The organism is Bacillus sp. SIMBA_031, from assembly GCF_046535225.1.
Lineage (GTDB): Bacteria > Bacillota > Bacilli > Bacillales > Bacillaceae > Bacillus > Bacillus velezensis.
The window spans coordinates 42,696-63,625 of sequence record NZ_JAWRXC010000004.1; the positions used below are offsets into that span (position 1 = coordinate 42,696).

Annotated in this window: 22 protein-coding genes and 1 pseudogene; 14 read left to right on the forward strand and 9 right to left on the reverse strand. The window is 43.7% G+C overall.

Features of this window, described 5'->3' with window-relative positions:
• Positions 1–174 precede the first annotated feature (174 nt).
• Positions 175–1,041 (reverse strand): DUF1259 domain-containing protein, encoded by an 867-nt coding sequence (locus SB724_RS12930; protein WP_012118923.1) that lies wholly within the window; start codon positions 1,039–1,041, stop codon positions 175–177.
• Between the two features lie 356 nt (positions 1,042–1,397).
• The gene (locus SB724_RS12935) at positions 1,398–1,829 is read right to left on the reverse strand and encodes a GNAT family N-acetyltransferase (protein ID WP_032875371.1); all 432 of its coding nucleotides are present in this window, start codon (positions 1,827–1,829) and stop codon (positions 1,398–1,400) included.
• Positions 1,830–1,945: 116 nt separating this feature from the next.
• Between SB724_RS12935 and SB724_RS12940 the strand changes: the two genes are divergently transcribed.
• From SB724_RS12940 to SB724_RS12960, 5 genes are all read left to right on the forward strand, one after another.
• On the forward strand, positions 1,946–2,398 hold the full coding sequence (locus SB724_RS12940; protein ID WP_007615031.1) for a MarR family winged helix-turn-helix transcriptional regulator: 453 nt from the start codon (positions 1,946–1,948) through the stop codon (positions 2,396–2,398).
• Between the two features lie 168 nt (positions 2,399–2,566).
• Complete coding sequence (locus SB724_RS12945; RefSeq protein ID WP_265972516.1) at positions 2,567–3,445, forward strand: YitT family protein; 879 nt, start codon at positions 2,567–2,569, stop codon at positions 3,443–3,445.
• A gap of 111 nt (positions 3,446–3,556) precedes the next feature.
• The gene (locus SB724_RS12950; protein ID WP_169510223.1) at positions 3,557–4,018 is read left to right on the forward strand and encodes a MarR family winged helix-turn-helix transcriptional regulator; all 462 of its coding nucleotides are present in this window, start codon (positions 3,557–3,559) and stop codon (positions 4,016–4,018) included.
• Positions 4,019–4,031: 13 nt separating this feature from the next.
• The gene (locus SB724_RS12955) at positions 4,032–4,670 is read left to right on the forward strand and encodes a nitroreductase family protein (RefSeq protein WP_004393039.1); all 639 of its coding nucleotides are present in this window, start codon (positions 4,032–4,034) and stop codon (positions 4,668–4,670) included.
• 30 nt (positions 4,671–4,700) lie between these two features.
• On the forward strand, positions 4,701–5,069 hold the full coding sequence (locus tag SB724_RS12960; RefSeq protein ID WP_265972517.1) for a DUF1304 domain-containing protein: 369 nt from the start codon (positions 4,701–4,703) through the stop codon (positions 5,067–5,069).
• Positions 5,070–5,252: 183 nt separating this feature from the next.
• Here the strand turns inward: SB724_RS12960 and SB724_RS12965 are convergent.
• Positions 5,253–5,377 (reverse strand): annotated as a pseudogene (locus SB724_RS12965) (LysR family transcriptional regulator); the annotation flags it as partial.
• Between the two features lie 226 nt (positions 5,378–5,603).
• Between SB724_RS12965 and SB724_RS12970 the strand changes: the two are divergent.
• From SB724_RS12970 to SB724_RS12985, 4 genes are all read left to right on the forward strand, one after another.
• Complete coding sequence (locus SB724_RS12970) at positions 5,604–6,746, forward strand: delta-aminolevulinic acid dehydratase (RefSeq protein WP_410571422.1); 1,143 nt, start codon at positions 5,604–5,606, stop codon at positions 6,744–6,746.
• A gap of 102 nt (positions 6,747–6,848) precedes the next feature.
• Complete coding sequence (locus tag SB724_RS12975; protein WP_095271394.1) at positions 6,849–7,799, forward strand: DMT family transporter; 951 nt, start codon at positions 6,849–6,851, stop codon at positions 7,797–7,799.
• 91 nt (positions 7,800–7,890) lie between these two features.
• A complete protein-coding gene (locus tag SB724_RS12980) occupies positions 7,891–9,108 on the forward strand; it encodes an MFS transporter (RefSeq protein WP_410571425.1) in 1,218 nt (405 codons plus the stop codon).
• 50 nt (positions 9,109–9,158) lie between these two features.
• Positions 9,159–9,668, forward strand: coding sequence for a DinB family protein (locus SB724_RS12985; RefSeq protein WP_410571427.1), 510 nt, complete (start codon positions 9,159–9,161; stop codon positions 9,666–9,668).
• Between the two features lie 77 nt (positions 9,669–9,745).
• Here SB724_RS12985 and SB724_RS12990 read toward each other — a convergent pair whose 3' ends face one another.
• The 5 genes from SB724_RS12990 to SB724_RS13010 form a co-directional block, all read right to left on the reverse strand.
• Positions 9,746–10,408 (reverse strand): GntR family transcriptional regulator, encoded by a 663-nt coding sequence (locus tag SB724_RS12990; protein WP_410571429.1) that lies wholly within the window; start codon positions 10,406–10,408, stop codon positions 9,746–9,748.
• Positions 10,409–10,487: 79 nt separating this feature from the next.
• Positions 10,488–12,032, reverse strand: coding sequence for a glycoside hydrolase family 32 protein (locus SB724_RS12995; protein ID WP_410571431.1), 1,545 nt, complete (start codon positions 12,030–12,032; stop codon positions 10,488–10,490).
• 73 nt (positions 12,033–12,105) lie between these two features.
• Positions 12,106–13,527, reverse strand: coding sequence for a glycoside hydrolase family 68 protein (locus SB724_RS13000; RefSeq protein WP_032875393.1), 1,422 nt, complete (start codon positions 13,525–13,527; stop codon positions 12,106–12,108).
• A 347-nt stretch (positions 13,528–13,874) separates the two neighbouring features.
• The gene (locus SB724_RS13005; protein WP_323054509.1) at positions 13,875–14,792 is read right to left on the reverse strand and encodes an EamA family transporter; all 918 of its coding nucleotides are present in this window, start codon (positions 14,790–14,792) and stop codon (positions 13,875–13,877) included.
• 182 nt (positions 14,793–14,974) lie between these two features.
• Positions 14,975–15,904: a manganese-dependent inorganic pyrophosphatase gene (locus SB724_RS13010; protein ID WP_004393053.1), complete on the reverse strand. Its 930-nt coding sequence runs from the start codon at positions 15,902–15,904 to the stop codon at positions 14,975–14,977.
• A gap of 206 nt (positions 15,905–16,110) precedes the next feature.
• Between SB724_RS13010 and SB724_RS13015 the strand changes: the two genes are divergently transcribed.
• The gene (locus SB724_RS13015) at positions 16,111–16,482 is read left to right on the forward strand and encodes a winged helix-turn-helix transcriptional regulator (protein WP_007615010.1); all 372 of its coding nucleotides are present in this window, start codon (positions 16,111–16,113) and stop codon (positions 16,480–16,482) included.
• Positions 16,483–16,518: 36 nt separating this feature from the next.
• Here SB724_RS13015 and SB724_RS13020 read toward each other — a convergent pair whose 3' ends face one another.
• On the reverse strand, positions 16,519–17,004 hold the full coding sequence (locus tag SB724_RS13020; protein WP_082998551.1) for a spore coat protein: 486 nt from the start codon (positions 17,002–17,004) through the stop codon (positions 16,519–16,521).
• A 133-nt stretch (positions 17,005–17,137) separates the two neighbouring features.
• Here SB724_RS13020 and SB724_RS13025 point away from each other — a divergent pair, with 133 nt between their 5' ends.
• The 4 genes from SB724_RS13025 to rplI all read left to right on the forward strand — a co-directional run bounded on the left by SB724_RS13025 (position 17,138) and on the right by rplI (position 20,925).
• Complete coding sequence (locus tag SB724_RS13025) at positions 17,138–17,290, forward strand: hypothetical protein (RefSeq protein WP_004393059.1); 153 nt, start codon at positions 17,138–17,140, stop codon at positions 17,288–17,290.
• 243 nt (positions 17,291–17,533) lie between these two features.
• On the forward strand, positions 17,534–18,469 hold the full coding sequence (locus SB724_RS13030) for a YybS family protein (RefSeq protein WP_109567348.1): 936 nt from the start codon (positions 17,534–17,536) through the stop codon (positions 18,467–18,469).
• Between the two features lie 30 nt (positions 18,470–18,499).
• Positions 18,500–20,479, forward strand: a complete 1,980-nt coding sequence (locus SB724_RS13035) for a DHH family phosphoesterase (RefSeq protein WP_007407911.1) — start codon at positions 18,500–18,502, stop codon at positions 20,477–20,479.
• Positions 20,476–20,925, forward strand: a complete 450-nt coding sequence (gene rplI / locus SB724_RS13040; protein ID WP_004393063.1) for a 50S ribosomal protein L9 — start codon at positions 20,476–20,478, stop codon at positions 20,923–20,925. The genes SB724_RS13035 and rplI overlap by 4 nt, the downstream gene beginning before the upstream one ends.
• Positions 20,926–20,930 lie beyond the last annotated feature (5 nt).

The window sequence follows — 20,930 nt, forward strand, 5'->3', positions numbered from 1 at the left end:
AGAGCTTGTATGGAATGCGGGGTGAAGTAGTATAAACTCATCAATAGAATATACGCAAAACGACAGCCTATAAGGCTGTTTTTTAACATTAAAATGTCTGACCTCTTTTTTGTTTTTCGGTTGATCATATGTAAAAGCGATTATATTAATCGCTTTTTGATACTTCAAAACATGCTAAGCTTTGACCTCTTTATCAGTAAGCACTTTTAAAGCATCTCTCACTTTTAAGGCGAAGTTGACAGGTTTATCAATCGCTTCGAAATGAATATACATCAGTCTCGGTTTGTCAAACAGCCAGTGATTGTGAAGTGATGTTACAATCAGATCATGTTTCCGAAGGACGCTGATAAATGGATTGATTTCTTTTTGCAGAATTACAGTTTCTCCGCTGCAAAGAGCACGGCCGTCTTTTGTCATTGATTCAAATGAAAACATTTGCGGAATGAGCAAAAATGATCTTCCGGGCCGTCCCAGTACAACCGGTTTTATATTTGTTCGTGATCTCATTACTGTACAAATTCCATTTTCAAACGTATGCATGGTTCCGCCTAGAATATCGTTGAATTCGTCACAAAGACCATGCCGTTCAATCATTTCCCCGTCAGTTTTTGGTACCGCACGCACAGTTTTAGTAGTTAGAACTCTCAGAGCCTCTCTCACTTTTCTTGCAAAATTGAGAGGTTTATCAATTGATTCAAAATGCATAAACATCAGACGCGGTTTATCAAACAGCCAATGGTTATGAACGGCCGTTACGATGATACCGAATTTGCGCAGCTCACTCATTAACGGGTTCACTTCTTCTTGCAGTAAAACAGTCTCACCTAAACATAAAGCTCTGCCTTCCCGATCCATGCTTTCAAATGAAAAGGCCTGAGGAATAAAAGGAAATGCCTCGGCTCTCCTCCCGAGTACCACCGGATGAATGTTGCTTCGAAATCTTGTCGCCGTACATACGCCATTTACGACACTGGGCGTTGAATTGAGAATTCTAGCAAATTCTTTGCAGAGCCGTGATGGCTCCATACTCGTTTCTTCCACTTCATATCTCCTCCTGGAATCTATTTATAACGTACTTAGTATTAAAGATATGTGAAGATAGAAAGAATGTAACGCGTCAGGAGTCCATATCAGAGAGAATCAGCTTTTTCCACAATCTCTTTAACTGTTAATTTTTAATAGATTAAAAGCTTTTGATCGGACTATTTAAGAAATGAAAACATTATAAATTGGTGGTTTTATTCCAGCTTTGATTTTTTTGTGGCGGCCATTTGTGACAAGCACCGGCTGCGCACACATACCTTTTAGTTGTGAGTTTCAGAATATGAAAAAAAGCCTTTATACAAGGCTTTCGGTAAATAATTCATACAGCCGTTTGGCAGCTCATTAGTGACAGCTCACAGCTCTTTTGTCATCAAGACATGCGGGATGCCGTCTTCCATAAATTCCGGTGAATCTGTCTGATAGCCCAGTTTGTGATAAAAGCCTTCCGCATGTGTTTGTCCATGCAGTTTACATTGGGTGATGCCTTTTTCTTTTACCATGTTTTCTAATTCGCTTATGATTACTTTGCCCAACCCGTATTTGCGGTAAGGCTTCAGGATGCAGATTCGTTCGAGCTTGCCTGTATGGTTTACAATGCGGACGCGTCCTGTGCCGGCAGGCTGACTTTCATGATAAACCAAGACATGCCCGCACTGTTCCCCAAGCGTATCGAACTGATCAAATTCATCGGATTCAGGTACTTGCTGTTCCTCAATGAATACTGCTTTTCTAATCTCAAGCGCTGCTTGCAAATCAATTTCCGTTGTTATTCTTTTTATCCTCATGATCAATCAATCCTTTTCACATATTAGTCTGGACTGCACGGCTTGCTTGTGGTCTTATAGAAGTAACGATAAAACAATTATATTGCAAATCAAAAATACGAAGGGTTTGAAAAGATATGACTGATATTTTGCGGGAAATCGGCATGATCGCACGGGCACTGGATTCCATCAGCAATATTGAATTTAAGGAATTAGACTTAACAAAAGGGCAGTATCTCTACCTTGTGCGTATTTGTGAAAATCCGGGAGTGATACAGGAAAAAGTGGCGGAAATGATTAAAGTTGACCGAACAACAGCGGCGAGAGCAATCAAAAAACTGGAAATACAAGGGTTTATTGAAAAGCGTCCTGATGATCAAAATAAAAAAATAAAAAAACTGTTCCCGACCGAAAAAGGGAGAAAGGTTTATCCGTTATTACAAAGAGAAGGAGAGCACTCTGCGGAAGTAGCCCTGTCCGGCTTTACGTCTGAGGAAAAAGAAACCATTTTCAGCCTTCTTCAGCGGGTGAGAAAAAATATAGAACATGATTGGGAATATGTGAAGAAGGGGAATAAAAGAGATTATTGATGGTTATTAATTCCTTTTGGTGAATGATTAAAGTCATAAATGGATACGTTATCTGTGAAATCTCCGTCCTCGGTTCCTGCTTCAACATAGCCGATAGGCTTATTTTTAACGAAAAGTATCAATTATGGTATATTTAAATAAGAAAAAATAATTGAAGCGGGGAATGATATGAGTACAATCGAAAAACAAAGACGTAAGAAATTCAGAGTGAAATCAATCGTACGGGCCATCATGGTCATCATCGGCGGAATTATTGCCGCGTATGGACTGGAAACCGTATTGATTCCGAATAGTGTATCTGACGGCGGTGTAACCGGACTCAGCATTGTCGGTTCACAGCTGTTTCATTTGCCTCTTGGGATCTTAATTGCGGTGATCAATATACCGTTTGTCTGGTTGGGATATAAGCAAATCGGGAAAGGTTTTGCGTTTCTATCCATTATCGGTATTGTCTCACTTGCCGCGGGCACGAGTTTTTTCCACCACACACCGGCTATCATCGAGGGAGACACCCTGTTAATCACCGTTGTCGGCGGGATTATTCTCGGCTTTGGAATGGGATTGGCATTGCGCAACGGCGGCGCATTAGATGGAATTGATATGCTGGCTGTGCTTCTGTCACGGAAATTGCCGTTTGGCACGAGCGACCTCATTTTATTTTTAAACATGTTTGTGTTTATTTTTGTTTCTTTTGTATTCGGGCTGCAAGGCGGATTGCTTTCCGTCATTGCTTACTACATTGCATCTAAGGTGATTCATGTGGTTGAGGAAGGCTTAAGCGGTTCTAAAACATTTCAGATTATCACCAATGAGCCTGCATTAATGGTAGAGACCATTCGTGAAGAATTGGGCCGGAGCGCTACTTATAAAGAAGCATACGGCGGTTTTTCTCATGAAAAATTCCAAGAAATCACATGTGTCATCAACCGTTTGGAAGAAACCAAACTGAAAGAAATTATTAATGACATTGATAAACAAGCCTTTGTGACGGTATATGATGTCGCAGAAGTAAAAGGCAGTAATTTCAGAAAAGTCCATAATCATTAAGAAGCGAGCTGCCGTTAATCGGCAGCTTTTTTTAAAAAAGGAGAAAAAACTTGCAAAATTAGAATGAAGGCTGTATATTGTTGATATATCAAACGTTGACTAGTCAATTAATTGCGCAAAAGAAAGTGGGGATGGGTTTTGACAGCATGTTGTTCAGAGGAAGGCGAGATTTTATATCAGCTCCAATCACTGCATAAAGTGATCGGCACGAAGTTTGAAGCGTGCACCGGAATCAGCCAATCCCGCCTTGAGCTTCTCGCCGTGCTTTTTTACGTCGATGAGATCAGCCAAAGCGATCTTCAGAAAAAGGTGAATATTGATGGCGCAGCCGTGACAAGACACTTGAAACAGCTTGAAGCCAAAGAAATGGTCACAAGAAGGCGGAAGCCCGAGGACAACCGAATTATACTTGTCCGGCTTACTGAACAGGGGCGGGAGAGAATTGAGGCTTCCAAAAAGGAGAAGGAGCGTTTCATAAAGGAAATGCTTGCCGGTGTCAGCGAAGAAGAACGCAGTATGTTAAAAAACGTATTGTCACAGATGCAGAATAATATAGAAAATATGAAAGCATAGGAGTGTTTTACACATGAAAACAGAACTGAAAACAAACGACTTTATGGACATTATGAAAGGCCGCCGTTCCATTCGGAATTACGATCCGGCTGTTAAAATCAGCAAAGAAGAAATGACTCAAATCCTGGAAGAAGCAACGACAGCGCCGTCTTCAGTCAACGCGCAGCCGTGGCGTTTTCTCGTCATTGACAGCCCTGAAGGAAAAGAAAAACTCGCGCCGCTTGCCAGCTTTAACCAAACACAAGTCAGCACATCATCTGCGGTGATCGCGGTTTTCGCAGATATGAACAGTGATGACTATTTAGAAGAAATTTATTCAAAAGCGGTCGAACTGGGCTACATGCCGCAGGAAGTAAAAGACAGACAAATCGCTGCGTTGACGGCGCATTTTGAAAAACTTCCGGAGCAAGTGAACCGTGAAACGATTCTGATTGACGGAGGACTCGTTTCCATGCAGCTGATGCTTACGGCACGCGCGCACGGCTATGACACAAACCCGATCGGCGGCTACGATAAAGAAAAGATTGCCGAGGTTTTCGGAATGGATAAAGAGCGTTATGTACCGGTCATGCTGTTATCAATCGGAAAAGCGGCAGACGAAGGATATGCGTCCTACCGTCTTCCTATCGAAACAATCGCACAATGGAAATAAATTTGAAGTGAAGCTGAGAGGAGAGGGACAGTGGACATGATAGCAGCTGTTTTCGTCGGAATTGTAGCTTTAGAACATATAGTTATCATGATACTTGAAATGTTTTTTATTAATTCGAAGGCAGCCAAGCGGTCCTTCAAATTGCCGAAGCATTTAGAAGGTGATCGGAATGTAGCGGTCATGTTTGCAAACCAGGGTCTGTATAATGGATTTCTGGCTGCCGGCCTCATTTGGGGGCTGATCCTCGGAGCTGATCCGATTGGCCATATGATTCAAATGTTTTTCGTCATCTGCGTGGTCATCGCGGCCATTTTCGGAGGCTTTACTTCAAACAAATCAATTATCGTAAAACAAGGACTTCCGGCTGTTTTAGCGCTTATTTTTCTTTTATTGGCGTAGGCAGAACGGAGTGAGGGCTTCCGGAATGGGAGCCCTCTTTTTTTATTCTGTTTTGAAAAACAGTTTCGGCCGCCGCGGCTTTTGTATCCCTTGTTCTTAGTCGTTTGATATTTAATGATGTTTAGTTTAGTTTGAAAGCCGATGCTTGCACGCATCGGCTTTTTTTCGTCAAGACGGCATTGTTCAGCCGAAATGTTCAATCACATGCTGTTTGAACGTTTCAGCAGCAGGAGATAAAAATCTGCCCCTTTTATCCAGGCGATGCCCATCACGCGCTGGCATTTTGGCCAGCTGATGCGTATTTTGCTATGACGCTGATTTCTTTATTTCATTGAAGCCCGGAAGCTCTTTAAGCAGCATGAGTATTTGCTGATTTGCCTGAAAACAATAATGCCACTGACTAAATGCTCTTAGGGAATACCTTATACCCAAAAAGGACTTGCACTAATAAAATTCATACCATTCATCGGTTATTATTTTTTCGAATAATTCTATAATTTGTTTTATCAAATACGTAGAGAGGGTGCTTTAACCATGATAGAATTATTTGAACACTCGGAATTTGGTAAATGGGATCAAAGGAGAACATCGAGAAGATTGACTCAAGATTTTGAGGTTGAGGTAAGTGCGGATAAATTATCACAACCGATTGATGTTGATGTTTATTTACAGGGCGACACCACCAGGGAAATGAAAAATATGGATGATTATCCTTATCGTTCTGTTGAAAATTCAATTGAATTTATAAAAGAGGTAAGATCTCATGGGATTTATTCGATAACTCTCCGTCTTGTCGGAAAGCCCTCTGATAACTGCTGGGATATATATGATGTCTTAAAGGACCATGTTGATGCGTTTAAGACAATACGAGCACGTTATCCTAAGGGGACTCTCCATATCACAGTGGATCCATTCAGTATTGGATTAAATGAGGACGGAACATGGGGGATTAAACACAGTTCCGGTCAATTAGATTACCTGCAGACCATTGAATTAATTTCTAATATTACTATGAGTTTCAGTCAAGCAGGAACTGACTCTATTTTAACTTTGGGAAGAATTGAAGGTGAGGTCGAAGTAACAAAAAGAGTATTAGAGAAAGTTGGTGCAGACACCACAATCACCTCGTTTTCACAAAATACAGAAACCAAAAATGCTTATATGTATTTAGAAAATACACCAGCACGCTTGGACACGGGTCAAAAAATTTTAGTCGGAAACATCACAGAGATGAACTTACATACGCTTATTGATATTTACGAAGGGACAAATACAGTTATTATAAAACCTATCGAGAATTTCCATTTAATCACATTTACATCTTTGTTTTTGAAAGATAAATATGAAATCATAGATTTTCTAACCGCTGAAAAAGTAAAAAAAGCACTAAGTAGTCATCCTTCTATGAGAGAGAAAGTTGTAGACATTCTTTTTAATATTGATGATTTTTTTGCAAAGTGCAAGAAAGTCAAAATAGGCGGTTACACTGTTTCAGGAACCTATTATTTACAAAAAAACTTTGAAAATGAGAAAGGAAAGTATTTTTCATTTGGCGTTATTGATGAATTGTTAAAAAATGCTGTTTCCGCTTCAGACTCCAGTATTTCTAAAATTATTGATAGAAATGCATTATGGTATATAAAACAAAAAGGGAAACTGCTTACAGAATCGAAATAAATAATATTAAATTAAATGTATGATAAAAAGAATAACCTTGAGCACCTTGCGCTATGAGCCAGGGTGTTTCATTTCTTTCATACTAAGGAAAGGTGTAAATCTATGAGCAAAATCGAAGTGAATACTCCGCCAAAACTAAACCATCCGTTTCTCGCCGGAATGTTGTTTATGATTGTTGGTACGCTGTGTTTTGCCTCAAAGTCGATCTTTATTAAGTGGGCTTACACATTCGGAGCCACCCCGGAGTCAACGCTATTTTTCAGACAAATGATTGCAACCCCTCTTTTTTGCATCATTTTTCTTATGTATCGTGCAAAATTATCTGAAAAACCGGCAAAGGCTGATATAGTCAGAGCAGGGATCACGGGTCTGCTCGTTTTTTTTCTATCACCGCTGTTGGACTTTATCGGGCTGCATTATGTTTCAGCTATTGTAGAAAGGATGCTCGTTATGAGTTATCCGATTTTTGTCATGATTATCTCTTTTTTTGGAAAAATGGAGAAAATCACCGCTTCAGACATCATTTCAGTCGTTGTGGTCAGCATAGGAATCTTTTTTTCCATTGGCGGCTGGAATCTGCACGAATTGAGTGCTAATATATTTGGCGCTTTTCTCGTTCTTCTGTCGTCCGCGGTTTACGGACTTTATTTGGTCTTATCCGGTCAGCTTGTTCGCAAAGTAGGGAGTATCCGTATGAATGCATATGGGATGTCCTTAGCAAGCATTGCTATGGTGCTTTTTTTAATCGCAAGAAAGGGTTTTGGCTATCAGACAGAGCTATGGTCGTTTCAGCCACCCGTATATTTCCTTTTTTTAATCATTGCTGTATTTACAACAGTCGTTCCTTTTTTATTTATGCTGGAAGGTATCAAACGGATTGGGGCAGTAAGAGGGTCTTTGATTTCAATGATGGGCCCGATCATCACAATCATCTTTGGCGCTTTTTTCTTGGGAGAGCGCTTAACATGGATACAGTGGATAGGCTGTTTCATTGTCCTAAGCATGATTACTTTTTCGGAAGGCAGGAAGATCAAATTAAAGGTGAGAGCCTGACATACGAAAGCCTCCCACTAAGGAGAGAAAGTAAACGAAAAAATAAGCCGATGCCTGCACGCTTCGGCTTTGGGGAGTGAGGTTGCAGAGGATGAATATGAAGAGGGCGTATTATGCTATTTTATACAGCCAGACCGCTATCAACTTGGGGTTCTCACTATATACGATGGCTGTCATCTTGTTTTTGTTTACAAAAACCGGTTCGACGGCGATGGCCTCTCTTATGACGTTCGTCAGCATTGTATGTCGTGTATTGGGCAGCGCCGTTTTGCCGCTGGTCACCGGCCGGTTCACGCTTCGTTCTTTGTTAATCGGTTCTCAATTGATACAGATCACACTGTTAGTCTGTTTGTTTTTTGTCATCCAAACCGGTTCATCCGCATTCTTTTTTCTGCTATTTTGTCTGATCGGAGGCATTTCTTTTTGCAACGGATGGTTTGCTCCGATAAAAAGCGCGCTGATTGGGGAAATCATTCCTCCTGATCGAAGGGCGAAAGCGAACGGTTTATTATCTGCGGCGGATCAGACCGTTCAGTTTGCGGGGTGGTCTCTCGGCGGCGTCATCATAGCGTTCTTGGGAGAGAGCGATACAATGATCATCACTGTCATGTTATTGGTTTCTTCGGTTTTGGGCATCATTCTGTTTCTTCAAGTACGCATGTGTGCGCCGGCAGCAGTCAGGGAACGTTCCTTTTTTGCAGATGCGGCAAGCGGCTGGGTGTATTTATTTCAGCAAAAACAGCTCAGGGTTCTCATTGTGATGGATGTGATCGAATCGTGGGCAGGCATGATATGGATCGGGTCTGTGTCCTTGACTTATGTGCATGAGGTCCTTCATAAAGGAGAGGCTTGGTGGGGGTATGTCAACGGAGTCTATTATGCGGGGACGATGATCGGCGGACTGATCATCTATAAGTTATCCGGTAAGTTTCAGCATCATCTCATTCCGCTTATGCTGACGGGAGCCTTGGCATATGGAATGTTCACGTTTATTTATGGGTTGATCACAAGCGCCGTTACGGCCCTTTTTCTGGTGCTGTGTATGGGGCCGGCTTGTGTATTACGAGATCTCACGCAGGAAACATTACTGCAAAACATCACGACCGAAAAGACACGGGTCAATATATTAGCGGCGAGATCAGCTTTAGTTCAGTTCATTTTTATGTTTTCCATTATTGGAACGGGGGTCATCTCGGATGTATTCGGCGTGCGGTTTATTTATATTGGCGCAGGCCTTCTCTTATTAATTTCGGCTTTTATCGGATTTTCTCAGCTGCGAATGAAGAAGATGGTACAAAGCCGCATGTAGTGTAGTATAATTAGGAACATACGTTCTATATCGAGAGAGGAGAGGGTTATGTGGAACATCTGGCACTGCAATTGTATGATTATCATCTTTGGGCAAATCAGCAAATATTCACCCGGCTTAAAGAGCTTCCGGGGGATGTGTACCGTAAGGAGATTCAAAGTGTCTTTCCGTCGATAGCCGGTGTATTGACTCATGTGTATCTGTCGGATAAGGGGTGGTTTGATGTGTTCTCCGGAGAGCGTCTGGAGGATACGCTGAAATCAGCTGAACAGCAAAAAGAGGACATCTTGTCTAAAGAGATAGAAGAGCTGGAAGATATGTTCTCGGAATTATCAGACCGGTATCAATTATTTTTGCAAAAGGAAGAAAATATCAGCCGCCCCCTTGAAATAGAGCATCCGTCAGGTGACATCATGAAAACCGCAGCGGCCGATATGATCCTCCATGTTGTGAACCACGGAACGTATCATCGCGGGAATATAACAGCCATGCTCAGACAGATGGGGTATGCTTCTGTGCCGACGGATTACGGTATGTATTTATATATAAACAAAAAGTAAATAAGACAGCCAACGCGGCTGTCTTGTGATATCAGTAAAAAAGCCAAATCATATGAGTGATTTGGCTTTTTCGTTTGCTATGCCATGTTCTGCAGCCGTTCTAAACTGTTTTTCCAATTCGCTTCAAGCGCTGTAAAAGCAGCGGCGGCATCTTGCTGTTCTAATGCGTGAATGATATCAGAGTGTTCATTATATGATCTGTTTAAAGCGCCGTTTTCACTGAAATAGCGGATTTCCATTCTCTGAATTTTGACTTTCAGGCTTACAAGCAATTTGTGAAGTTCGGCGTTGTCCGCAAGCAGAATGATGCGATGGTGAAATGCATTGTCCGCTTCCAGGATGGCCGGTTTATCGCCCTCTTTCATTGTTTGAAGAAGATTTTCATTCAGTTGTTTCAATTCCTGAATCACGGCATCGTCCACATGCGGGAGAGCTTGCTGCAATGCGAGTTTTTCAAGCGTCCAGACGATGGAATACAAGTTTTCCGCTTCTTTTAACTCAATCGGAGCGACAAGCGTCCATCTGTTCGCTTTTGTTATCACCAAGCCGTCATCTTCCAGCCGCAATAAGGCTTCCCGTATCGGGGTGCGGCTGATTCCCAATGTTTCCGACAAATCCTTGTCCTTTAACTTTGTTTCCGGTTTGAGCTTGCCCGTTATGATCCAATTTCTGAGTGTGCGATACACTTCGTCCCGCATGATGGTTCTTTTCAGCACAGGTTCTTTGTTTTGATTATCCAATGGAACACCTCATGAATCGTAGTATACATATTTGCATTTTACCACAGTCCGGGCGCCGGTTAGAAATGAAGAGGGACGTCTAAGAATGAATCGAACCGAGATGCTTCATCTCAATATGCTGAAAGTCAGCGGAGCCGCCTTCAGAAAAGAGCGTGATTCCCTGATCTTCGTGTTTTGGGAACACTTCATTTGTCAGAACGGTTTTTCCGTCGTCTGCAAATACTTCAATACTTGTTTTGTCCACGAGAATTTTCAGGTGGACGCGCCCTTTGTCTCCGTCAAATGGGGCTTTGCTTTCGGCGTATGCGCCGGTTTTATCAGGCTGGTCTGTAAACGATCTGTTCACATAGGCATTGCCGTCTTCTGCTGAAATACCGACATCAATATGCCGGCTTTGGTCTGCTGATTCTCTGAGTCTGACGCCTGCATTTTTGATATCTGACCAAGCGATGTCCATATCAAGCTGATATATATCACCTTTGATCGGCAGTGTCTCTGAACCGTTCACCTGTTTGTGTTCTATGCTGTCAGTTGAAGATGTTAATTGGTTCAATGCTACAACCGGCTCTGACACAAGGCTGTATGTGCCGCCGTCCTGCTTCTGAAGGCGGATTTCACGGACGATAGAATCCGTACCGTTAAAGCCGTTTTTTAGTGTCGGTGTTTCATTCGGATAATCCCAATTGTTCATCCATGCCAGCGCATAGCGTTTTGTCAGCGGATCTTCGCTATTACCGTCTTCAAATGTGACGCCGCCGTACCAGTCAAAGCCGTAATCGAGCCATTGCGGTTCTTCTTGATCGGCGGTAAATTCCTTCCCGTCAAAGTTTCCGGTCCAATACGCGTACGTATTCGGTTTGCCTGCGGGTTTGCCGTTTGCGCTTGCGCCTAGAACCCACTTGGCTGTTCCGTCATCTGCACGCATCATATAAAGGTCGGGGCATTCGACGAGGCCGATCTGCTGAGTGATAAAACCGCCCGTGTATGTCCAATTTTTTAAATCGGGTGATTCATAAAAACCGATTTTTTCGCCTTCGGCCATGGCCATCACCCATTTGTCATCCTGTTCATCCCAGATCACTTTCGGGTCCCGGAAATCCTTAGTTCCCGGGTTTTTCATCACGGGCTGATCACTATAGGAAGTAAACGTTTTTCCTTTATCCGTGCTGTACCATAAATATTGTTCCTGGGCTTTTGTTTTGGCTGTCGGCTGCGTTGTGACGGCGACCAGCGCGTTTTTGCCGAAGCCCGCGGTGTTGTGTTTATCAATGACGACAGAACCGGACCATATATCGCCGTTTTCGTTGGTGTATTTCGGAATAGCCGTGCTTTCGTCCGTCCAGTGCACCAAGTCCTCTGATACGGCGTGCCGCCATTCTGTGCCGTTGCCGTTTGGGTAATCCCGATTATAAAGATAGTAGTAATGATATTTCCCCTCGAAAAAAATGGGCTTTTGAGGGTCGTTTTTCCATTTGTCCGGGGTCGTAAAATGATACGCCGCCCGGTAATCTTTCTTATGCTCCGTGTATGTGTCAGAGGAATTGTGGCTTTTGTGCGGCAGTAAGCCGACAAACAGGAACGCACCCAAAAAGATCAATATTACAATGGGCCATTTTCGTGCCATGATTGAATTCACCATCTTGTTTAGAAATAAAAGAAAATGCCAATGAAGTATCGGCATTTTCTTTTTGTTGTTATTAGTTGTTAACCGTAAGCTGTCCTTGTTCAAGGATGCTGTTTTTAACAACGGATGTTTTCTTGTTTTTGATGTTCAATAAGAAGCTTGGCGCAAATGTTGCCTTTTTATCCTCAAAGAAGCCTCTGTTTGTCATGTAGCTTGTGATCACGACATTGTTGCCTTTGGCTTGCGGCACTGCGAAGTGAGAGTAAGTGAACGTCACATCGTTAGGATCAAGACCCATTTGCAGTACAAGACCAGTTTTGTTCAGCGGCTTGTAAGGACCTGTTAAAGAGTTTGATACATAACCAAGCATGTAAATATCGTTTGAGTTAATACCGTCGATCGTCATTTTTGAACCGCGTGAATCAGTGAACAGGTACCATTTGCCGTTCATTTTGAAAACATTCGCGCGCTCGATTTCATCAGTTACCGTGTTTGAAGTGATCAGCGGCTTCATGACTTTTTTCAATGTGTAGTCATTGTTTAATTCTACGATACCGAGGGCGCCGTTCGCTAATTCAGCATCGCGTTTTTTAGCACTTTGCTGAAGCTTCTGACTTTCTTTACGGAAGAAGTTTGTGCTGCCGCCGTAGTATGCTTTGTTAAATAAAGATTCTTCGCCTTGGTATCCGTTATCTGTTCCCGTGTTGGCTTCGAATACAAGGTATTTATGGCCTTTGTCTTCAACGTAGTGAGGGTCTCTCAGCGTATGGTTGTCGCCGGATGTATAGTTCCCTTCATCGATAAACTGCTGAACGTTTTGGTATGTTTTTCCGTCACCGTCAAAAATCGTTTTATGATCTTCCACTCCGTTGATCTTGAGCGTGTCATCAGATTTTGACACATTTACCTGCGCCGTTGTCAGGCTTTGTTTGCCGTAATGTGTACCGGAAAAGTCAGTGTAGAATAAACGGATTTTTCCGTCAGATGTAAAGGTTGCAGAACCGGACCATTCTTGTGTCTGTTCTTTCAGGATTTCATCGTTGGCGTCGAACTTATCGCTGTCTTTAAAGACACGGCCCGCGTTTTTCCAGCTGTCGATCGAGTTGTCGCCGACTTTTTGATAAAACATGTAGATGGATGTGTCATCAGCGTCTTTCGGGCTTCCGGCAAGAGCAAACACGACGTGATAGCCGTTGTATTCAGCTACTGTTCCGTCAGCGTTTTGGAGCGGCCAGCTGTCCCACACATCCAGTCCTTTTGCGGACTCGATATTTTTAATTGTTGATTGGTCGAATTGAGGCACTTGGTATTTTTCACTTTGCTGCTGTTTAGGGATCTGCAGCATATCATGGCGTGTGATGTGAGAGACGCCGTACGTTTCTTTGTAAGGTTTTTGGGTATTTTCTTTCGCGAAGGCTTGAGTCGCTCCTCCTGCCAGAAGTGCAGTCGTAAAAGTTAGAACTGTGGCTCGTTTTGCAAATTTTTTGATGTTCATGTTCATTTCTCCTTTTGTATGTACCTTTTTTTGCGATCTGCCGATTCGATCCTCCTGCATTCATGGATGGCAGGTTTGTTACAGAAAAAAAGACCTAAAATATGTAAGGGGTGACGCCAAAGAATACACTTTGCCCTTAACACATTTTAGGTCTTGCCTGCTTTATCAGTAACAATCCTGCATGATTTACTTGTCGACATCATTCTATTAGACTCTGATTCTATTGACAACTGGTCTATTTTCCTCTTTTGGATGATAGTAAAATGAAAAAAGACCTTTTAATATATGGGTAATTGAGACTAAGGGGTGCTCTGGGCCTAGGAAAAAACCTCTCTAAAAAAGAGAGGTTATTTTTTCTTGATAGATAATAAAGCGATGGTGGCTAAAATCAGCAAAGTACCCAGCCATTCTGATATTCCGAAGGGAACATGCAGCCAGATAACAGCTAAAAAAGCTGCCGACAGCGGCTCTGCACAGGCGAGCAGGCTGGTTTCAGAGGCACTCAGATATTTCAGGCTTTCCAAGTAGCAATAAAAAGCGATGAGCGTTCCGAAAATGATGATAAACACAATCGCGGCGTATGCCGGCAAGGACCACTCGCCTTCAAATGTCCAGGGCGGGCGGATCAAGCTGAGGGCGGCCCCGCCGATCAGCATGCCCCATCCGACAATAATGGCCGATCCCCATTTCTTCAGCAGACGATGCGGCTGAAGGGTGTAAAACGCCAGTGCAAACGCCGAACTGATGCCCCAAAAGACGGCCAGACCGGATATGGACAGGCTTCCGACATTCCCGTGCGTGACCAAAATGAATGTGCCGGCAACCGCCAATAAGACGGCCAGAAGCTCTTTTGCTGAAGGAATTCTCTTTGCGCGAATCGCTAAAAAGCATGTAATGATCGCTGGCCCTAAATACTGAAGAACGGTAGCAGCGGCCGCGTTGCCGTACTCAATTGCCGCGAAGTAGGTGTATTGAACGCCTAACATTCCGAAAATCCCGAATAAAAGAAGGGGAATTCTGTCCTGTCTGTCTTTCCAAACAGCCCATATCCGTCCTTTTTCTTTACGGTACGCGATGCTGAGCAGAAGCGCCCCTGACACCAGAAGGCGCACCGAAGTCAGCCATTCTGTATTAAAATGGCGGTGCTGAAACAGATACTGGGCAACCGTTCCCGCGACCCCCCATAAGATAGCTCCTGTCAGCACAAGCCAAATGCCTGTTGTTCGTGAATAAGAAAGAGCAGCGTGTTTTTCCAGGATAGACACCCCCGATTCTGATGTTGCGACATTAACTTACAATAATTAGAAAATGAACGTCTTCCATGTGATATATTATATATTACATATTAGTTTTCGTCAAAATGATTTTCGTAGAAAGCGCTTACGAAACGGCCGTCTGATGAATGAGCAATAAAAAAACACCCCGGCGGGTTTCCGGGGTGTGTTGGTTATTCTGCAATCGCGTCTGTTAAAACAGGAACGACTTGTTTCTTTCTGGATACGACGCCTTTTAAAAGAGCCGTGTTGTTTTCTAAAGTCACGTTGAATGCTTTTTCCACTTTTGACGCTTGATCACCGATGGCAAGCGCAAGGGAATCGTTTTCCAGAATATCCGTAATCACGAGAAGGAACAGGTCAAGGTTCTTCTCAGCAATTACTTTTGAAAGAGCCGCTTCTAATTCCGGCTGCCGCTTTTTAACATCTTCAATATCAACTGTGTTGACTTGGGCGATTTCGACTTTTTTGCTGCCGAGCGTGAACTCTTTCGCATCAAGAGAAATCAGTTCTTCCACAGTTTTTTTGCTTAAGTCGGCGCCCGCTTTCAGCATGTTTAAGCCGTACTCTTCCGCATCTACGCCGGCAATTTCAGCAAGCTCTTTTGCCGCTGCGATATCTTGCTCCGTGCAAGTCGGAGATTTAAATAACAGAGAGTCAGAAATGATTGCTGACAGCATGAGGCCCGCAATTTCTTTCTCGATTTTCACGTTATTTTCTTTGTACATTTTGTTTAAGATCGTAGCCGTACAGCCGACCGGCTCAGCACGGTAGTAAAGAGGTTCCGCTGTTTCGAAGTTGGCGATACGGTGGTGGTCGATAACTTCAAGAACCTGAACGTCTTCGATATCCTTGATGCTTTGCTGGCGTTCATTGTGGTCAACAAGGATGACGCCGTTTACTTCGTTTGCGGCTGTTTCCACCAAACGCGGGCTTTCCTGTTTGAAATAATCAAGCGCGTATTGTGTTTCGCCGTTGACTTGTCCAAGGCGGACGGGCTCAGCATTGAAGCCGAGTTTATTTTTTAGATCAGCGTAGGCAATGGCAGAGCAAATGGTATCTGTGTCTGGGTTTTGATGTCCGAAAATAAGAATTTTTTCCATAATAACTCCTTGTCCTTTTTTGTAGTGTAAACAATCTTTTTATAGTTTAACACGTCTTGAGGAGGGTGTAATCTTCAAAACCTTAAAAATTGATGTGAAAAAGAAGCATTTTTGTTGAGAGTTGGGGAGGGTTGCGAGTAAAATACTGGGTAAGTCAGATGCTAATCAGCATATAGTATCAAAAAAGGTACTATGGAGGATGAAAAATGAACATATATCCGAATAAAGAAGGTTGTCCCGTTGAACTGACGCTTTCCGTTATCGGCGGAAAGTGGAAGGGTATTTTGTTTTATCATATGATCGGCGGAAAAAAGCGGTTTAATGAGTTTCGGCGCATTTGCCCCAGCATTACGCAGCGTATGCTGACGCTTCAGCTTCGCGAGCTTGAGGCGGACGGCATCGTGCATCGCGAGGTATATCAGCAGGTGCCTCCAAAGGTGGAGTATTCTCTTACCGAATTCGGCAGGTCGCTGGAACCGATCGTTTTGCAAATGAAGAAATGGGGAGATGCCAACCGGGAGTTTCTCGAGGCATACCGGGAAAAAACGTCTCCTCAAGATCAGTCCGCTCAAAAATAAGAAGCAGCAAAGGATTAAATTCCTTGCTGCTTTTTTTTATTTCATCGCGATGGCCTTTCTGGCGTTGCGCACGTCATTCTTCAGCAATTCGCTCAGGTTGTAAGCCGGATATTGACCGCGTTCTTCCATATACTCAAAGACCATTTGATGCCACTTGATGGCCGTGTTTAAGTGCTTGACGAAAACGTGTCTTAATTGAGGTGTGGCCGTCTCTGTAATGGCTCCGGCGTAATTGCGGACAGATGTTTTGGCCAGGATGAGCAGGCCGCCGCTGTAAAAGGAGGAATCAGCGCGCTCTTCTGTTTCATCCTCACGAAAAGCGGGAGCTTCAGGGAAGAAAGGAAGCAGTTCACGCAGATTTTGTTCCAGCGAATGGATGGAAAATCTGTAAAGCTGTTTTAATCTGGCATCGCTTACGTCCCGCTCTGTTCTTTTTAATTTCACAAGTCCGTTTGCCTGGAAAGCGACTAACTCATGCAGTTCTAACGTTTCATGCCATGCTAATGTTCTCCGCTCAGTCATGGTGTAAGAATCTCCTTTATCCTTCATTTTCACTTTCAGCATATGCCCCGGTCCCGATGTTGTTCCTGATGTTTTGAAGTTTCCAGAAAGGGAAACTCAATGTAAAGGAAATACGAAATAGAGGTGAAACTATATGTGGGACATGATAAAGAACTTCTTCCTTTTCAGCAGCGGGGTTTTGCAGGCGACCACTCTCTTACTTATCGTTATCGTCTTGTTATATGTACGAAAAACCAAAAAGAAAAACAGAGATACTTCTGGTTTCATGGATGATCAGGATCACTGATACAACGGGCATTCTTTCACTGGGATGTCCGTTTGTCTGTTTTCATGTTTCACATGGAACATTGCGGCTGTCCGCGCTCATTTTACTTGCGATTTCGACTTATGTTAAAATATATACGTGTATTTTGGAGAGTTTATGGAAAATTCAGGTCTTGAAAGAGACATTGCGGCGTCAAAAGAGCAGTCGTCTAAGCTGCTCTTTTCTATTCGTATGTTCGAATGATACAAGGTTTGAGGTGAGTAAGTGAAAAATACAAGGGCTCTAATAGAAGGCGCCATTTTGATCAGTATTTTTGCAATCATTTCCCTTTTGGTCGTGTACCTCCCTTTACTGGGGGCAATTCTTCTCTTTGCTTTGCCGCTGCCGATCATTCTTTACACCATTCGGCACGGTCTGAAGCCCGGGGTATGGATGGGGCTTGCCAGCCTTCCTGTCAGCTTTATTGTAGGTTCGTTTACCGGGCTTACAGGCGCTTTTACGGCAGCCTGTACGGGAATCGCCATGGGATATTATTTTAAAAAGAAACAGCCCGGCTATGCGGTTGCTGCCGGCGCTATGGCGTATGTGCTGTGCGGCGTCGTTTTTTTTGTGGTCAGCATCGTGTTTCTTAATATGAATGTGGTTGATACCGCCATGTCCCAGCTTCGGGAGTCGCTGTCTTTAGCAGAAACCATGTCAAAGCAGCTGGGTTATGGAGACCAGTTCGGGAAGCAGATCAAGCTGATGGAAAGTCAGCTGAGCACGGTTCAATATCTTTTTCCGACAGTGCTCGTATTGACCGGCATCGTTTTTTCTTTCCTCAGTTATGCTATGGCAAGGCCGCTTTTACGGCGATTTTCCCCTGATCTTCCGAAGATGAAGCCTTTTAGAGAGCTCAAACTCCCGCAAAGCGTTGTCATTCTGTATTTTATTGTGACGATATTAGGGTTTCTGCCTTTAGAAAAAGGGCATATGCTGTATTCGGTTTCATTGAATGGGGGATTTATTCTCAGCTTGCTGATTTGTATTCAAGGATTAGCGTTTATTTTTTTCTATTGCCGCGAAATGGAGATGCCGAAAGCCGTTCCTGTATTAGCAATTGTGCTGGGGGTGCTTTTTCCGCTTATCTTGTCCGTGTATCTCCTCTTAGGCATCATTGACATAGGCTTTAACATAAGAAATAAGGTGACGCGAAATTGAGTGTGACTTACAGGTGGGGAGTTGATAGAAATGCCTAGTTTTTATGAAAAACCGTTGTTTCGGTATCCCATCTATGCATTGATTGCATTGTCAATCATCATAATCCTCATCAGCATTTACTTTAACTGGCTGATAGGAGCCATCGGCGTTGTGCTGCTCGCCGTGATCTTGTTTTTCATTAAGCGTGCGGATTCTCTGATCAGAAAAGAAATTGACGATTATATCTCCACGTTATCGTATAGATTGAAAAAAGTAGGCGAAGAGGCATTAATGGAAATGCCTATCGGGATTATGCTGTTTAATGATCAATATTACATTGAGTGGGCGAATCCGTTTTTGTCTTCCTGTTTTAATGAAAGCACGCTCGTCGGACGCTCGCTGTATGACACATGCGAGGCCGTCGTGCCGCTGATCAAGCAGGAGGTCGATTCGGAAACGATCACCTTGAATGAGCGGAAGTTTAAAGTAGTGATTAAAAGAGATGAGCGCCTGCTTTATTTCTTTGATGTGACAGAACAGATTCAGATTGAAAAGCAGTACGAAAATGAGAGAACCGTGCTGGCATATATCTTTTTAGATAACTATGATGACGTCACACAGGGGCTGGACGACCAAACGAGAAGCACGATGAACAGCCAGGTCACCTCATTATTAAATGCGTGGGCGCAGGAGTACGGCATTTTTCTGAAACGGACGTCCTCGGAGCGGTTTATCGCGGTGTTAAATGAACACATTTTAACGGAGCTTGAAAACGCGAAATTTTCGATTTTGGATGAAATCCGAGAAAAAACATCCGTTCACACTGTATCTTTGACCCTCAGCATCGGGATCGGCGCATCGGTTTCTTCCTTGAAGGAGCTTGGAGATCTGGCGCAGTCCAGCCTCGATTTGGCTCTCGGCCGCGGAGGCGACCAAGTGGCGATCAAAATGCCGAACGGCAAGGTGAAATTTTACGGCGGCAAAACGAATCCGATGGAGAAGCGCACAAGGGTGCGCGCCCGGGTGATTTCTCACGCGCTCAAGGAAATTGTCTCAGAAAGCAGCAATGTCATTATTATGGGGCACAAATTTCCTGATATGGACGCGGTCGGAGCCGCAATCGGAATATTGAAGGTGGCGCAGGCCAACGGCAAAGAAGGCTACATCGTCATTGATCCGAACCAGATCGGATCAAGCGTTCAGCGCCTGATTGAAGAAATTAAAAAATATGAAGAGCTGTGGTCGCGGTTCATCACGCCGGAAGAGGCGATGGAAATTTCAAATGATGACACGCTGCTTGTCGTCGTTGATACACATAAACCATCCCTTGTGATGGAAGAGCGTCTCGTGAACAAAATCGAGCACATCGTTGTGATTGACCACCACCGCAGAGGCGAGGAATTTATTAAAGACCCGCTGCTCGTTTATATGGAGCCATACGCTTCATCCACCGCAGAACTCGTGACGGAGCTGCTTGAATACCAGCCGAAGCGGCTCAAAATCAATATGATTGAAGCGACGGCCCTGTTAGCTGGTATAATAGTGGATACGAAGAGCTTTTCCCTTCGCACGGGCTCGCGGACGTTCGACGCCGCTTCTTATTTGAGAGCGAAAGGCGCAGATACGGTTCTGGTGCAGAAAGTTCTCAAAGAATCCGTCGGTTCTTATATCAAACGGGCGAAGCTGATCCAGCATACGTCTCTTTATAAAGAACATATCGCGATTGCTTCTCTTCCTGAGAACGAAGAGGAGTACTTTGACCAGGTGCTGATTGCGCAGGCGGCTGATTCCCTCTTATCGATGAGTGAAGTGGAAGCTTCATTTGCGGTAGCCAGACGGGATGAGCATACGGTGTGCATCAGTGCGAGATCGCTGGGCGAGGTCAATGTGCAGATTATTATGGAGGCGCTGGATGGCGGAGGGCATTTAACCAATGCGGCAACCCAGTTATCGGGCATTTCTGTCTCAGAAGCGCTCGTCCGGCTGAAGGAAGCCATTGATGAATATTTTGAGGGAGGCGTTCAGAGATGAAGGTTATTTTCTTACAAGATGTAAAAGGTAAAGGAAAAAAAGGCGAAATGAAAAACGTAGCAGACGGTTATGCACATAACTTTCTCATTAAAAAAGGCCTCGCTGTCGAAGCAAATGCGACAAACATCAGCGCATTGAAAGGACAGAAAGAAAAAGAGAAAAAAGAAGCGATTGCCGAGCTTGAAAGAGCGAAAGATTTGAAAGAAACGCTTGAACAGCTGACTGTTGAGCTGAGTGCCAAATCCGGTGAAGGCGGCCGTCTATTCGGATCTGTCACAAGCAAACAAATTGCAGAAGCGCTGCAAAAAACGCATAAGATTAAAGTGGATAAACGGAAACTGGAGCTCCAAGACGGTATCCGCACACTGGGATATACAAACGTCCCTGTAAAGCTGCACCCTGAAGTTCAGGCTGTGCTGAAGGTTCACGTAAAAGAAGAAGCGTAATACCC